This is a genomic window from Nocardia sp. NPDC052566 (assembly GCF_044547285.1).
Taxonomy (GTDB): Bacteria; Actinomycetota; Actinomycetes; order Mycobacteriales; family Mycobacteriaceae; genus Nocardia.
Map to the genome: position 1 here is coordinate 117470 of NZ_JBIUAF010000007.1, position 15296 is coordinate 132765.

Annotated in this window: 14 protein-coding genes; 12 read left to right on the forward strand and 2 right to left on the reverse strand. The window is 69.3% G+C overall.

The window, feature by feature from the left end:
- Positions 1–65 precede the first annotated feature (65 nt).
- The 8 genes from ACIG5A_RS35200 to ACIG5A_RS35235 all read left to right on the forward strand — a co-directional run bounded on the left by ACIG5A_RS35200 (position 66) and on the right by ACIG5A_RS35235 (position 9493).
- Positions 66–1454, forward strand: a complete 1389-nt coding sequence (locus tag ACIG5A_RS35200; protein WP_397248238.1) for a PLP-dependent cysteine synthase family protein — start codon at positions 66–68, stop codon at positions 1452–1454.
- Between the two features lie 11 nt (positions 1455–1465).
- Positions 1466–2182, forward strand: a complete 717-nt coding sequence (locus ACIG5A_RS35205; protein ID WP_397248240.1) for a YcnI family protein — start codon at positions 1466–1468, stop codon at positions 2180–2182.
- A gap of 627 nt (positions 2183–2809) precedes the next feature.
- On the forward strand, positions 2810–4354 hold the full coding sequence (locus ACIG5A_RS35210; protein ID WP_397248242.1) for a copper resistance protein CopC: 1545 nt from the start codon (positions 2810–2812) through the stop codon (positions 4352–4354).
- Positions 4355–4999: 645 nt separating this feature from the next.
- On the forward strand, positions 5000–5149 hold the full coding sequence (locus tag ACIG5A_RS35215) for a hypothetical protein (protein ID WP_397248244.1): 150 nt from the start codon (positions 5000–5002) through the stop codon (positions 5147–5149).
- A gap of 83 nt (positions 5150–5232) precedes the next feature.
- Positions 5233–6597, forward strand: a complete 1365-nt coding sequence (locus tag ACIG5A_RS35220; protein WP_397248246.1) for a glutamine synthetase family protein — start codon at positions 5233–5235, stop codon at positions 6595–6597.
- Positions 6578–7345, forward strand: a complete 768-nt coding sequence (locus ACIG5A_RS35225; RefSeq protein ID WP_397248248.1) for a gamma-glutamyl-gamma-aminobutyrate hydrolase family protein — start codon at positions 6578–6580, stop codon at positions 7343–7345. Before ACIG5A_RS35220 ends, ACIG5A_RS35225 begins: the two co-directional genes overlap by 20 nt.
- Entirely contained in the window at positions 7342–8700 is a 1359-nt protein-coding gene (locus tag ACIG5A_RS35230) for an aldehyde dehydrogenase family protein (RefSeq protein WP_397248250.1), read from the forward strand. Before ACIG5A_RS35225 ends, ACIG5A_RS35230 begins: the two co-directional genes overlap by 4 nt.
- A gap of 7 nt (positions 8701–8707) precedes the next feature.
- Positions 8708–9493, forward strand: coding sequence for a 3-oxoacyl-ACP reductase (locus tag ACIG5A_RS35235; protein ID WP_397249407.1), 786 nt, complete (start codon positions 8708–8710; stop codon positions 9491–9493).
- Between the two features lie 15 nt (positions 9494–9508).
- Here ACIG5A_RS35235 and ACIG5A_RS35240 read toward each other — a convergent pair whose 3' ends face one another.
- Positions 9509–10228 (reverse strand): SDR family oxidoreductase, encoded by a 720-nt coding sequence (locus tag ACIG5A_RS35240; protein ID WP_397248252.1) that lies wholly within the window; start codon positions 10226–10228, stop codon positions 9509–9511.
- Positions 10229–10302: 74 nt separating this feature from the next.
- On the opposite strand from ACIG5A_RS35240, the gene ACIG5A_RS35245 reads away from it, so the two are divergent.
- The 4 genes from ACIG5A_RS35245 (at position 10303) to ACIG5A_RS35260 (ending at position 14325) form a co-directional block, all read left to right on the forward strand.
- Positions 10303–10902 carry a TetR/AcrR family transcriptional regulator gene (locus tag ACIG5A_RS35245; RefSeq protein WP_397248255.1) on the forward strand — a complete coding sequence of 200 codons (600 nt, stop codon included), beginning with the start codon at positions 10303–10305 and terminating at the stop codon, positions 10900–10902.
- 86 nt (positions 10903–10988) lie between these two features.
- Positions 10989–12155, forward strand: a complete 1167-nt coding sequence (locus tag ACIG5A_RS35250) for a sensor histidine kinase (RefSeq protein ID WP_397248257.1) — start codon at positions 10989–10991, stop codon at positions 12153–12155.
- Positions 12152–12811, forward strand: a complete 660-nt coding sequence (locus ACIG5A_RS35255) for a response regulator (RefSeq protein ID WP_397248259.1) — start codon at positions 12152–12154, stop codon at positions 12809–12811. The genes ACIG5A_RS35250 and ACIG5A_RS35255 overlap by 4 nt, the downstream gene beginning before the upstream one ends.
- Positions 12812–12891: 80 nt before the next feature.
- A complete protein-coding gene (locus ACIG5A_RS35260; protein ID WP_397248261.1) occupies positions 12892–14325 on the forward strand; it encodes a hypothetical protein in 1434 nt (477 codons plus the stop codon).
- Here the strand turns inward: ACIG5A_RS35260 and ACIG5A_RS35265 are convergent.
- The gene (locus ACIG5A_RS35265; RefSeq protein WP_397248263.1) at positions 14306–15190 is read right to left on the reverse strand and encodes an NmrA/HSCARG family protein; all 885 of its coding nucleotides are present in this window, start codon (positions 15188–15190) and stop codon (positions 14306–14308) included. The two genes, ACIG5A_RS35260 and ACIG5A_RS35265, sit on opposite strands and share 20 nt — an antisense overlap.
- Between the last annotated feature and the right edge of the window lie 106 nt (positions 15191–15296).

A 15296-nucleotide genomic window follows, 5' to 3' on the forward strand; every position in this document is an offset into this window, starting at 1 on the left:
TCAGGCCCGGAGGCGGCAGCTTGCGTAACCACGCAGGGCCCCCGCTCGTGCGGGAAGGACACAGTATGAGTGACGGCGTGTACGACTCGATCGTCGAGGCGATCGGCAATACGCCGCTGGTCCGGTTGAATCGGATCGTCGACGGCAGTGCGGCCACCGTCTACGTCAAGCTCGAATACCTGAATCCCGGTGGCAGCGTGAAGGATCGGGCCGCCCGCGCGATGATCCTCGCCGCCGAGGACGCGGGGGAGCTGCGGCCGGGTGGCACCGTGGTCGAGGCGACCTCGGGTAATACCGGGATCGGCTTGGCGGCCATCGCCGCGGCGCGCGGCTATCGGACGATCGTCGTGGTGCCGGACAAGTCGAGCCGCGAGAAGATCGCGCTGCTGCGTGCGCACGGCGTCGAGGTGCATGTGACACCGGGCGGACGGCCAGCGGGGCATCCCGAGCATCTGCGCAGTGTCGCACTGCGATTGGCGGCCGAGATCCCCGGCGCGTGGTTCGCCGGCCAGTACGACAATCCGGCCAATCCCGAGGCGCATCGGCGGACAACGGGGCCCGAGCTCTGGGCGCAAACCGGCGGGCGGATCACCCATTTCGTCGCCGGAGTCGGTACCGGCGGCACCATCACCGGTACCGGCGAATATCTGAAGGAGATCTCCGGCGGTGCGGTGCGCGTGATCGGCGCCGATCCGGCGACCTCGGTCTACGGCGGCGGTGACGGCCGCGCCTGGTACGTCGAATCGGTCGGGCACTACCTGCATCCGGAGACCGAGACCGACGAGTGGCCGGACTCCTACCACCCCGAGATCGTCGACCGGATCGAGCGGATCTCCGACGTCGAATCGCTCACCGTGCTCGGCCGTCTCGCCCGGGAGGAAGGCCTGCTGCTCGGCGGATCGTCGGGGACCGCGGTCGCCGCCGCGCTGCGGATCGCGCGCACGCTCGGCCCGGAGGATGTCGTCGTGGTGCTCGCACCGGATTCCGGGCGGTCGTACCTGTCGAAGTACTTCGACGACGATTGGCTCGGCCGTTTCGGTTTCCCGCTGTACGGACCGGCGAACGAGCCGACCATCGGCGCGCTGTTCGACGAGGTCGCCGGATCGACCCTGCGCACCATCGCCTCGGGAGCCACCGTCGCCGCGGCACGGGAGTTGCTCGAAGTCGCGCCGGTGCTGCCGGTGTTGTTGCAGCGCAGCGCGTCCGGACCGGCCGTGGTGGTGGAGATCCTCGGCGTCGTCACGGCGGCCTCGCTGGCCGGCGCACCCGATGACGCCGTCGTCACCGAATACGCCGACGCGCCGCTGCCGGTAGTCGGCAGCACCGAGCCGGTGCGCCGCGCGGCCGAACGCATCGCCGATCGGCCGGGCCCGGTACTGGTGGCATACGAAGGGCGCGCGGTCGCCGTGCTCGACGGCGCGCGAATCATCGCCGCCGCAACGAATTCGAAGTAGGAAGGTCTGTAGTGAAACGAGTTGGACTGATGGCCGCCGCGACGATCGGGCTGACGCTCGCCGCACCAGGCATCGCCTCGGCCCACGTCACCGCGACGGCCCCCGATGCGGCGCCGGGCGGCTATTCGGTGGTCACCCTGCGCGTGCCCACCGAATCCGAGAAGGCGGGAACCACCCGCCTGGAAATCACCCTGCCCCAGGACCATCCACTGGCCGTGGTCCGCGGCGCGAGCACCCCCGGCTGGGACATCAGCGCACGCAAAACCACCCTCCCCGCCCCGATCGACAACGGCCACGGCGGCAAGGTCGCCGACTACGTCTCCTCGGTGACCTTCACCGCCCGCGAGGGAATCTCCATCGCCCCAGGCGAATTCGCCGAATTCAAACTTCTCCTCGGCCCCCTGCCCGACGTCCGCACGCTGACGCTGCCCGCCATCCAAACCTACAGCGACGGCACCGTGGTCTCCTGGATCGAACGCGGCGTCGACGGTACCAAACCGGACAAGCCGGCCCCGGTAGTCCAACTCACCGCCGCCAAGGGCCACGACACACACGACGCCGCAACCAAGACCGACCCATCGCACACGGAAACACCTGCGGCACAGGCTGATTCACACAAGGATGCTTCGAACACCGGATCCTGGCTCGGCGGAATCGCCCTGATAGTCGCCCTCGCCGCAGCCGCACTGGCCGCCCTCCCGCTTGTCCGCGCGGCCCGAAACCGGTGAACACCCCGCACCACGACACGGATTTCGAGTGGGTGCGGAGCGTAGCCACCCCACGCGCACCGATCGTGCCCCGTACCGCAGTCATCGCGTGATTCAGTGCGCTGCGCCCGATCGACTACGCCGCGCCGATGGCAGGGCGCGACGTGTGACCCGACCGGGGCGACCTACTCGAGCGCCGATCACGCTGCCGCGCACCGATTGCCGTCCCGCGCCGCCGATATCGCAGTATTCGGTGCGCGGCGTCCGAACGACTGCGCGGCACGGCCCCTTGGGCGCGACATGCGGCTGCCGATGATCCGAGAGAGTGCCGCATGCTCGGTGTGCGCGGATCATGCTGCCGCGCACCGATTGCGCCGCCGCGCTGTAGATATCGCGCTATTTGGTGCGCGGCGTGAACATGGTTGCGCGGCACTGGGGTACGGGAGTGATGTGCGGCTGCCGACGGCTCGACCGGGTGCCGCGACCGCTGCGAGCGCCGAGAGTGAATTCGCGCGCCGATTGTGGCGCCGCGCTGCGAATTCGGTGCTATCCGGTGCGCGGCGTGCGATTGGTTGCGCGGCACCGATGGCTAGGTGTGGTTCCGGGGCTGGCGGTGGACTCGGCTGGTGCGGCGATCGGGTGCTGGGCATGACGGTTCGGGTGCTGTTCGGGGTGTTCGCGTTTCTTGCGGTGGGGGTGGTTTCGGCGGGGCCCGCGGCGGCGCATGCGAGCATGGTGGCTACCGATCCGGCCTATGGGGCTGCGGTCGAGCGGGCGCCCGAGCGGATTTCGGTGACGTTCGATGAGACGGTGACGGCGGCGGGGAGCGGGGTGACCGTTGCCGATCGGGAGGGAAAGCGGGTCGATACCGGGGAGGTGCGGGCGGCGGATGGTGGGCACACCGTTGTTGTCGGGCTCGAGCCCGGACTGCCCCAGGGGACGTATCTGCTGAGCTGGACGGTGCTTTCGGCGGATGGGCACACGGTGGGCGGGTCGAGTGTGTTCGGGGTCGGGGTGCCGCCGGATCTGCTGCTCGCGCAAGCACCGCGCGATCCGTTGATCGCTGCCGCCGATACCGTGGTTCGGTTGCTCGCCGCGCTGGGGTATCTCGGCATCGTGCTCGCGGTCGGGGTGCCCGCGGTGGCGTGGGCGGTATGGCGCCCGGGGCTGCGCACCCGAGCAGTGGTGCAGCTGACCAGGGTTGGGGCCACGACGGTCGGGCTGACGTCGCTGTTCGTCCTCGCGGCGACGCCGGTGCGCCTTGCCGGTGCCGCCGGGTTGGCCGATCCGCAGGTGTGGTGGCAGGCGGCCACCTCGACGGTCGGCGCGGCCGCGCTGATCCGCGTCGTCGCCGCCACGGTGATCGCCTGCGCCGGACGGTGGCCGAAAGCTGTTGTCGCCGCGGATATCGTCGTCGTGCTGGCGACCGCCGCCGCCGGACACGCCATGGCGGGGACGGATCGTGTCGCCGCCCTGGTCTCGACAACGCTGCACCTGGTGGCGATGTCGGTCTGGGTGGCCGGTCTCGTCCTTGCCGTACTGGTGTGGCGACGGCCCGATCGGGTGCGGCTGCTCGCCGGATTCGGCAAGGTCGCGGTCGGCGCGATCGCGGTGCTCGCGCTCACCGGCGGGTATCAGAGCTGGCGGTCGGTCGCGCCGCTCGACGCGCTCTGGACGACCTCGTGGGGCCGACTGCTCCTGCTGAAGCTGGCGCTGATCCTGGCCGCCTGCGGTGCCGCGCTGCTCGCCCGGCGTGTGAGTGCCGCGTTGCACGTCGAATTGGCCGTGCAGATCGGCGTCTTGGTGGCCACCGCGATCCTCGCCGGTGTCGCACCGGCCCGCGATACCTACGACCCGGCCGTCACGCTGACCGCCGACGCCGGTCCACTGCGCGCGAACATCACGGTCGATGGCGCGCACGCGGGTACGCAGCGGGTCACCGTGCGCCTGCGGGATTCGAACGGCGAACCTGTCGGCGCCGCAGGACTGACCGGACGGCTCACCCGCGCCGACGGCGAGCTCGGCCCCATCGACATCCCGTTCCGCCGCGTCGATCCGATCGAACTCGGCCCGAACTACTTCACCGCCGATACCGTCCGGATACCACTGGCCGGTGCCTGGCAGCTTCAGTTGACCGTGCTCGCGGATCGCACCAATGGCTATGCCGTGACCGTGCCTTACCGAGTCTGGTGACCCCTGCGCGCCACCGGCGATCGCGCCGCCCGGGCAGTCGACCGGCCGGTCGGAGCGCCGCTGCGCGCGGCCGGATTTCGCGGACGGCTCGGCCGATCGCCAGACGGCACTGGATGAGGTTGTGGGCCAATAAGTTTGGCGCTGCCTACCGCCCGGCGGAGGAGGTGCCGGGCGGGGCAGCCGTGAACGAGTCAACAGGGGCGGTCTGAGCTGACGCCACGAGTCCGATGAGAGGGCGCTGAGAAAGTGCGCACAATGTTCGACTACGCGCACGGCGCGCGCAGAAGAGAACGATGTTCTCGGGAGCGCCTGATGACGGGCCGTCCGTGACCGCGTTCGCCGCCGTCACGCAGCTGCCCGCCCTCGCTTTCGTCGGCATTCCGGCGGTCGGGCACTGCCGCGGCACAGGGGCACCGCCAACGCACATGGCCAAGCGGGAGCGCCGGGGGCCGCGCGGTCCTGGGTGGCCACGGTGGCCTGGCTGACACGAAGTCGGTGAAGTCCCTCACAGCGGGCTTCGCAAGCCGAAGGGCTCGGCATGAGGCTAACCATTTGCCGATCAACGCATCTCGCCGCCGACCACCCCTCGGATACTGGTTGCACCCCGCTATGACTCGCCGGTGATCGTTACCTTCGGTCATTACCTTGGATGCGGTTCGCATCCAGATCAACACGAAGGAACTCGATATGCCGCTGCTCGATTTCGGTTCGGCCGCCCTCAACCTCGCCAATGTGGTGACCGGTATCGCCGCCAACGTCACCTACCTGCTCCAGGCCTGGCACGTCATTCCGTAGGCAACACGCTTTGTGAGTCAGCGCACACGACGCTCTCTTTTGCTCTAGCGTGAGCACGGTTGGTGCCGAGAGAGGTGTCGTTGATGCGTACGGGGATGCTGAGCCTGGCGGAGTTGCGGGAGCGGGTCGAGTCGGGGGCGATCGACACGGTGCTGGTCGCGATGACCGATATGCAGGGGCGGTTACAGGGGAAACGTTGTGCCGCACGGTATTTCCTGGACGAGGTGGTGGCGCACGCGACCGAGGCGTGCGACTACCTGCTCGCCGTCGACGTGGAGATGAACACCGTCGACGGCTACGCGATGTCGTCGTGGGACACCGGCTACGGCGATGTGGTGCTGCGCCCCGACCTGAGCACGCTGCGGCTGGTGCCGTGGTGGCCGGGAACCGCGCTCGTACTCTGCGATGTGGAGCAGGTGCAGCCCGCGGGCGCGCCGGTAGCGCCGTCGCCGCGCCAGGTGCTGCGCGCGCAGCTCGACCGGTTGGCCGAGCGTGGATTGCACGCCTATGTGGGCACCGAACTCGAATTCCTGGTGTTCGACGACAGTTACGAGGCCGCGTGGAACGGCGGCTACCGGCAGCTGACGCCCGCCAACCAGTACAACGTCGACTACTCCATGCTCGGCACCGCGCGGATCGAGCCGCTGCTGCGCCGCATCCGCACCGAGATGGACGCCGCGGGAATGTATGTCGAGTCGGCGAAGGGCGAATGCAACCCCGGCCAGCATGAGATCGCGTTCCGCTTCGACGAGGCGCTGGTGACCTGTGACAACCACAGCATCTACAAGACCGGCGCCAAGGAGATCGCGGCGCAGGAGGGGCGCAGCCTCACCTTCATGGCCAAATACAATGAGCGCGAGGGCAACTCGTGCCATATCCATATCAGCCTGCGCGACAAGGACGGTCAGCCGGTGTTCGCGGGCGGCGGCCCGGAGGGCACCTCGGAGCTGATGCGCCACTTCGTCGCGGGCCAGCTGGACTGCCTGCGCGAGTTCACCTATCTGCTCGCGCCGAATATCAACTCCTACAAGCGATTCGTGCCGGGCAGCTTCGCGCCGACCGCACTGGCCTGGGGCCGTGACAACCGCACCTGCGCGCTGCGGGTGGTCGGGCACGGTCCCTCGCTGCGGATGGAGAACCGGGTGCCCGGCGGCGACGTGAATCCCTATCTGGCGGTCGCCGCTTCGATCGCGGCGGGACTGCACGGGATCGAGCACCTGCTGCCGCTGGAGCCGGGATTCCACGGCAACGCCTACCGGTCGAGCAGGCCGCGGGTGCCGCGCACTTTGCGCGAGGCCGCGCAGTTGTTCGGTGACAGCAAGGTGGCGCGCGCCGCCTTCGGTGATGATGTGGTGGAGCACTACCGCAATGCGGCGCAGGTAGAACTGGACGCCTTCGACACCGCAGTCACCGATTGGGAGCGAATCCGTGGTTTCGAACGACTCTGAGCAGTCAGTTTCCGAGCAGGCAGTACGGCCCGTCATCGGGCTGCCGACCTATCTGGAGTACGCCAGATTCGGCTCGTGGGATACCGAATGTGCCGTGCTGCCACACCCTTACGTGCACATGGTGGAGCAGGCCGGCGGCATCCCGGTACTGCTGCCGCCCGGCGGGGTGGCGCGGCCGGAACTGGTCGCCCGGCTCGACGGGCTGGTGCTGACCGGTGGCGCCGACGTCGATCCCGGCCGCTATCACGCGACGCCCGACCCGTCCCTCGGCGCCGTCCGGCCGGATCGCGACGAATCCGAGTTCACGCTGTTCGCGCTGGCCCGCGCGGTCGAGCTGCCGATGCTGGCGGTGTGCCGCGGGTTGCAGGTGGTGAACGTCGCGCTCGGTGGCACACTCGTGCAGCATCTGCCCGATGTGGTCGGGCACGAGGAGCATTCGGGCGGCGCGAACTGCTTCACGGTGACCCACGTGCACACCACGCCGGGCAGTCGGGTGGCCGGGATAGTCGGACCCGAGGTGAAGGCGAACTGCCATCACCACCAGGCGATCGGCGAGCTGGCCGGGGAATTGGTCGTCACCGCGCGCGCGGCGGACGACACCATCGAGGCGGCGGAGACGCGCGGCGGCCCGTTCCTGGTCGGGGTGCAGTGGCATCCCGAGGCGGACGCGTCCGATATCCGCTTGATGCGCGCCCTCGTCGAGGCCGCCGCCGCGTATCGCGACGAACGAAGGAGTGGGAACAGGTGACGACCAGCCAGGTGATCAACCCGGCGACCGAACAGGTTGTGGCGTCGGTCGATTCGACGAGTGCGGCGGATACCGATGCGGCCGTCGAGCGCGCGCAGGCGGCCGCGCGGACATGGCGCGAGGTCGCGCCGGGTGACCGCGCGCGACTGCTGCGCCGATTCGCCGACGCGGTCGATGCCGATCTGGACCATCTCGCCGGGCTCGAGGTCGCCAATGCCGGGCACACCATCGGCAATGCCCGCTGGGAGGCGGGCAACGCCCGCGACGTACTGCATTTCGCCGCCGGCATGCCGGAACGCCTGCTCGGCAACCAGATTCCGGTCGCGGGCGGTGTGGACATCACCTTCCACGAGCCGCTCGGCGTCGTCGGCGTCATCGTGCCGTGGAACTTCCCGATGCCCATCGCGGCATGGGGTTTCGCGCCCGCGCTCGCCGCGGGCAACGCGGTGGTGCTCAAACCGGCCGAGCTGACCCCGCTCACCGCGATCCGCCTCGGCGAGCTCGCGCGCGAAGCGGGCCTGCCCGACAACGTCTTCCAGGTGCTGCCTGGTAAGGGCTCGGTGGTCGGCCAGCGCTTCGTCACCCATCTCGCCGTGCGCAAGGTGGTGTTCACCGGCTCCACCGAGGTGGGCAAGCAGATCATGGCGGGCTGCGCCGAGCAGGTGAAGCGGGTGACCCTGGAACTGGGCGGTAAGAGCGCGAATATCGTGTTCGCCGACGCCGATCTGGAGCGCGCGGCCGCCACCGCGCCGTACGGCGTGTTCGACAATGCGGGCCAGGACTGCTGTGCGCGGTCCCGGATCCTGGTGCAGCGCAGCGTATTCGATCGATTTCTGGAAATGCTGGAGCCCGCCGTGCGCGGTGTGAAGGTCGGCGACCCCACCGACGAGGCCACCGAGATGGGCCCGCTGATCTCGGCCGCGCACCGCGAGCGCGTCGCCGGATATGTGGCGCCGTCGAAGGTGGCGTTCACCGGCACGCTGCCCGACGGACCCGGATTCTGGTATCCGCCAACGGTTGTGCTGCCGGAGGGGCCCGCCGATCGGGTGCTCACCGAGGAGATCTTCGGCCCGGTCGTCGCGGTGCTGCCGTTCGAGGACGAAGCCGACGCGATCAGGATCGCCAACGACACCGAGTACGGCCTGTCCGGCTCCATCTGGACCAATGACGTCGGCCGCGCGCTGCGGGTGTCGCGCGGGGTTGAGGCGGGCAACCTGTCGGTGAATTCGCATTCCTCCGTGCGGTATTGGACGCCATTCGGCGGATACAAGCAGTCCGGGCTCGGCCGGGAACTCGGTCCCGACGCGGCGCTGGCGTTCACCGAGACCAAGAACGTCTTCATCGCCACCCAATAGAACACCGATCAACCGAACAGGAGATGCTGTGCAGCGCTTAGAGGGTCGTGTCGCCGTGGTCACCGGCGGTGGTAGTGGCATCGGCCTCGCCACGGTCCGCCGCTTCGCCGCCGAGGGCGCGAAAGTCGTTGTCGCCGATATCGACCCGACCTCGGGCGAGAAGGCGGCCGCCGAGGTCGGCGGACTGTACGCACAGGTCGACGTCACCGACGAGGCGCAGGTGCGTGCGATGTTCCAGACCGCCGTCGACACCTACGGCGGCCTGGACATCGCCTTCAACAACGCGGGAATCTCGCCGCCGGACGATGATTCGATCCTCACCACCGGCCTCGACGCGTGGCGGCGGGTGCAGGAGGTCAACCTCACCTCGGTCTATCTGTGCAGCAAGTACGCCATCGAGCACATGCTCGAGCGCGGTAAGGGCTCGGTGATCAACACCGCCTCGTTCGTCGCGGTGATGGGCGCGGCGACCTCGCAGATCTCCTACACCGCCTCCAAGGGCGGGGTGCTGTCGATGAGCAGGGAACTGGGAGTTCAGTTCGCGCGCCAGGGGATTCGGGTCAACGCGCTGTGCCCCGGCCCGGTGAACACCCCGCTGCTGCAGGAGCTGTTCGCCAAGGATCCCGAGCGCGCGGCCCGCCGCCTGGTGCACGTGCCGGTCGGCCGCTTCGCCGAACCCGAGGAGATCGCCGCCGCCGTGGCCTTCCTCGCCAGCGACGACGCCTCGTTCATCACCGCCTCGCAGTTCATGGTCGACGGCGGTATCGCGGGCGCCTACGTCACGCCGCTGTGATCCGCGGTGCGCCCGCTACTTGGGCGCACCCAAGCGCGCGCCGCCGTCGACCCGCACCACGATGCCGGTGGTGAAGCCGTTGCCCGCCAGGAATTCGATGGCCTGCGCGATATCGTCGGCGGTGCCGATCCGGCCGACGGGGGTCGCCGCAGCCAGCGACGAGAACACCTCCGCGCGTGCGTCATCGGGCAGGAAGTTCCACCACTCGGTATCGATGACGCCCGGCGCGACGGCGTTCACCCGCACCGGCGCCAACTCGACCGCGAGCACCGGAACCAGCGCCTCCACACCGGCATTCACCGCGGCGAGCGCCGCCGTTGCCGGAATCGAGCCGCCCGCGGACGCCGACGACACGAGGGTGATCGAGCCGCCCGGCGCCAGGTGCGGCAGCGCCGCCTGAATGGTGGCGACGTGCGGCAGCAGCTTGCCGGAGACGTGGGTGCTCAGCTGTTCGAGGGCGATCTCGCGGAACGGCGTGGTACCGGACGGGCCGGTCACGGTGACCACGACATGGTCGACCTCGCCCACCTCGGAGAACAGGCGGGCCAGGTCGCTTTCGTCGCGTGCGTCCACGGCGCGGCCGGTGACGCCCGGCCCGAGTTCCGCCAGCGCGCTCGCCAGTCGCTGCTGATCACGGCCCGCGATGACAACCTCCGCGCCGTGTGCCGCGAGCCTGCGTGCGGTGGCCAGGCCGATGCCCGAGGTGCCCCCGACGATGACGACACGGTTGCTCATGACTTCCTCCATAATTTCGAACCACTGTGCCTCGTTAATATATTCGAGGCACAGTGTCTTGTAAAGTGATCCGCATGACAGCACCCCGGGGACGACCGCGCAGCGAGGACGCGAGGCGCGCGATCCTGCGCGCCGCGCTCGAGCTCTGTGCGCGCGACGGATATCAGGACCTGACCATCAAGTCGATCGCCGATACCGCCGGTGTCGGCAGGCAGACCGTGTACCGCTGGTGGCCGGACAAGGCGTCGGTGCTGTTGGAGGCGCTGATCGACGTCGGCAACGAGCATCGGGCCGAACTCGCGCCACCGGCGTCGGCCGATGTGCTCGGCGCGGTGGAACTGCTGCTGCGCACCACATTCGAACTGGCGCGCAAGGTGACCGGGCAGGCGCTCGTCGGACTGATGGCGGACGCGCAGCGCGATCCCGAGTTGTCGAAACGACTGCAGGACACCGTGATCGGTCCGCGACGCGCGGTATTGCGGGCGCTACTGCAGGACGGCGTCGACGCGGGCGACCTCACCGCGACGGTGCCGCTCGACCTCGTCGTGGATTTCGCCTTCGGGGCCATGTGGTACCGAATGCTGAGCCATCACGCACCGGTCGACGCCGCATTGGCGCGTGAGGTCACGACCGCGATCGGCGCGATGCTGAATACCGCGATGCCGAATAGCTAGGCGTGCGTGGCTCTGCCGAGTGAGGTGCGTATCCCCCTGGAGGGTGAGGCGGGTTTGCTCGACAGGGGGAGAAACTTGGCCTCACTATGGATCTTCGTGGGGAAGCGGGCCGGGCGGCGCGGGCCGTCGACGATATCGCCCGGCGGGTGCTCGATCGGCTGGAGGGCTTCCCGCCGCGCCTGGTCGATGTCGTACTGACCGGTGCGGTCACGGCGGCATCGGCGGGGCCCGTCATGTTCGCGGGCCGACCGTGGTGGGTGCTCGCGCTGTCGCTGCTCGCCTCCGTGCCGGTGTGGTGGCGCCGCCGCGCGCCGGTGCTGGTGCTGTGGGTGGTCGGACCGGCGATCACCGTGCTCGCCATGCTGCACGCGCTGCCCGCGCTGCCGTACGGAACCATCGTGTGCGCGTACACGATTGCCGCCTACAGCCCGCCGATGCGCCGCCGCGGCGCGCTGATCGCGGCGAGTGCCGGCGTGCTGATCTCGCTGATCGTCCCGAACGAGAGCCCGGATTCCTATGGCTACGCGGCGATGTCGTTTGTCACCGCGTGGGCGCTCGGCACCGGCGTGCGTGCGCGCAGGGCGCGGATCGAGATGCTCGAGGAACGCGCACGCAGGCTCGACGAGGAACGGGTTGCCGCGGTCGACCGGGAGCGGTTGCGCATCGCGCGCGATATGCACGACATCGTCACGCATTCGGTGGGCGTGATGATCGTACAGGCCGAGATGGGCCCGCTGTTCACCCATCGGGATCCGGCACGGGCCGATGCCACCTTCGCCGAGATCGCCGACGCGGGCCGCGCCGCCGTCGATCAGCTGCGCCGCAGTCTCGGCGCACTGCGGGGTGAGAACGGTGATCCGCGACATCAACCGGGCATCGAGGCGATCGCCGATCTGGTCGCGCTGTCGCGGCGCACCGGGCTCAACGCCGTCATCGACGAATCCGGTTGGCGTAGACCGGTTTCCGACGATGTCGGGGTCACCGCGTACCGCGTGGTGCAGGAGGCGCTGGCCAATACCGGCAAACACGCGCGGGCGACCGAGGTCACGGTGGCGCTCGGCTGGTCCGACGATCGGCTCACCGTGCGCGTCAGCGACAACGGAATCGGCGCTACCGCGGGCGCATCCGGCGGGCACGGGCTGCTCGGCATGCGCGAACGCGTCATCGGCTGCGGCGGCACGCTGCACCAAGGCCGGAGCGCGGCGGCCGGATTCACGGTCGCCGCCGAATTACCCATCGCACAGGGGAGTTGAGCATGCGTGTTCTCGTCGTCGACGACCAGGAACTGTTCCGTACCGGATTCGGCATGATCCTGGACGCCGAGCCGGATATCACCGTGGTCGGCGAGGCCGCCGACGGGCTGGCCGCCGTCGCGCAGGCGAACGCGTCCGCGCCCGACGTGGTGGTGATGGACGTGCGCATGCCGCGCCTCGACGGCATCGCCGCCACCCGGCGCATCCGCTCGGAAACCGATGCGAAAGTGCTGGTGCTGACCATGTTCGAACTCGACGAGTACGTGTACGACGCGCTGCTGGCCGGTGCGAGCGGATTCATGCTCAAGGACGTCCGGCGCGAACAGCTGGTCGAGGCGGTCCGGGTGGTCGCCGCGGGCGAGGCGCTGCTCGCGCCGACGGTGACGCGGCGCTTGATCGAGGACCTGACCAAGCGCGGGCAGCCGCGTCCCGAATTGGCGAAACAGCTGGCGGCGTTGACCGATCGCGAAAGCGAGACGCTGCGCCACCTGGCCCGCGGCCTGTCCAACGCGGAAATCGCGGCCGCGCTCGTCGTCAGCGAGCACACCGTGAAAACCCACATCAGCTCGGTGCTCGCCAAACTCGGTGTGCGCGATCGGGTTCAGGCCGTCGTCTTCGCCTACGAGGGAGGCCTGGTCGTTCCAGGCCGCACCTGACGAATCGCTCGTGCGGGGGAGGGGAGGTTCGCCCGCGTCGGCGATGCGGCCGGACCCGGTGCGCGGCGACCATCAGTTACATGAAGCGTTACCTGATCGTCGCGGCGGCGATCCTGGTGTCGGCGGTGCTGTGGCACTTCGGCACCGGGCTGCATCCACTCGCCGGACTTGCCGTGCTGGCGCCATTGCCGGTGCTGGCCATCGCCTTTCGCACATCGGCGAGCATCGCCTTCGGCGCGGGAGCGCTGTCGTGGCTGCTCGGCGATCTCCAGATGTGGTCGTACTACCGCGAAACCATCCAACTGCCGCCGCTGGTCGGCGTGCTGATGATCGGCGGCGCCGCGGTGGCCTACGGCGGGCTCGTCGCGCTGACGCGCGCGCTGCTCCGGCGCGGCCGCCCCGGCCTCGCGGTGCTCGCACTGCCCGCGGGCTGGGTGGCAGTGGAATACCTGCTCTCGGTGGGCGGTCCGTTCGGCGCGTGGTGGAGCGTCGCCTATACCCAGTCGGATGTATCGCTGCTGATCCAGTCGGCCGCGCTGACCGGGCCGTGGGGGATCACCTTCCTCGTCCTGCTCGTCCCCGCCGCGGTCGCCGTGATCACCGCGCCGAATGTGACACGGGCACAACGGATCCGGTCGGGCAGTGCGACCGCCGTGGTACTGCTCGCGGTCGCGGCCTTCGGCGGCTGGCGCCTGGCGATGCCGGAGGAGAAGGACAGCGTGCGGGTAGGGCTCGTCGCGGTCGCACAGCCCGAGGACTACGTCCCGGTCGGTTCGCCCGAAGGCCGCGATATGGTGACCCGCGTCGTTGCCGAGGTGGAGCGGCTCGCCGACCAGGGCGCGCGGGCGGTGGTGCTCCCCGAAAAGTCCTGGCGTGCCGACGAATCCACGCTGCCGCTGCTGTCGGCGCCGCTCACCGAGGTCGCAACGCGCCGCAATGTCCATGTGGTCGCGGGGGTGGCGCTCACCAGCGGCGGTGTCGTCAGCAACGCCGCGATCGACTACCCCTCCGGCGTGCGCTACGCCAAGCACTTCCTGATCCCGGGCCTGGAGGACGAGTTCACGCCGGGCACGGCCTATCGGCGGATTCCCGGTGAACCATGGGCGCTGGCAGTATGTTTCGATCTCGACCGCCCCGGCCTGGTCCGCGACAACCAGCGTCGCGGCGCCACCCTGCTACTGGTGCCCGCGCTGGATTTCGTCGACGACTACTGGCTGCACAGCCGGATGGCGATCATGCGCGGCATCGAAAGCGGTGTCGGCATCGCCCGTTCGCCGCAGCTGGGTGAAATCGTCGCCAGCGATGCGCGCGGCCGGATCGCCGGCTCGGCGCGCACCGATATCACGGTGACCAGGTCGGTGCTCGCCGTCGTCCCCGTCACGGCGAGCGGAACCCTCTACACCCGGCTGGGTGACTGGTTCGCCTGGCTGTCCCTGCTCCTGGTCGCGACCGCGTGCGCCGGTGCGGCGCTGCGGTCGCGGACGGTCAGCGGCCTCACGGCTTCCAACTCGTAGCGCGCAACCAGGATTCGAGCGAAAGCAGATCGGGGTGGTGCACCCGCAGCGCCGCGGTATCGACCGCTGTATCGGTGCCCCCGTTGAAGTAGGCGAACATCTTGCCGACGTTCTCGTCGAAGGCGGCGACCTGTTCGTTGGGCACCTCGTTGCTGCGGGCGGGCAGATCGGCCACCCTGCCGAGTGTTTCGGCGATCTGGGGCGGGGTGAGCCGGTCGCCCGCCAGCGCCACCGTCCTGCCGAGGAACTCGTCCGGCCGATCGAAGGCGATGGCCGCGAAGGCGCCGATATCGGCGACCGAGATGAGCGACATCGGAATATCAGGCCGCACAGCGAGATTCAGCACCAGCTCGCCGTCGACCACGACGGGCCGGTTGAACGAGTTGAAGTTGTCCATGAAGAAGGTCGGACGCAGCACCGTGGCGGGCAGTTCGAGTTCGGCGATCCGCGCCTCGATGAATTTCTTCGCGGCGTAGTACGGCACACCGGTGTCCTCGCCCGCACCTTTCAGCGACGTGTACACCAGGTGCGCGATGCCGGATTCCTTCGCGAGCTCGGCAACGGCTGCGCCGCGGCGCTTTTCGGCTTCGATGCCCGCGTCGGTGATGTGCACCCCGGTCATCATCGTCAGCATCAGGAATACGCCGTGGGCGCCGTCCATCGCCGCCCGCAGCGAGGCGTGGTCGTCGAGGTCGCCGGCGACGAGTTCGGCGCCGGCGTCGCGCAGTGCCAGTGCGGCGGCGGATTCCGGATCGCGAACGAAAGCGCGTACCTGCCAACCACGTTCGAGTAGTTGCCGGGAGGTTGCGGTGCCCTGCTGCCCGGTCGCGCCGATCACCAGAACCGGTCCTGTGCCGCCAGTCATGTCATGCTCCTCAGTAGTGGTGACCGTGTGCGCGGTCATCTCGTGAGAACGACGTTAGAGACGGGTAGCGGCCCGGTCCTGGTACCGATACTGCTATTCACAAGGG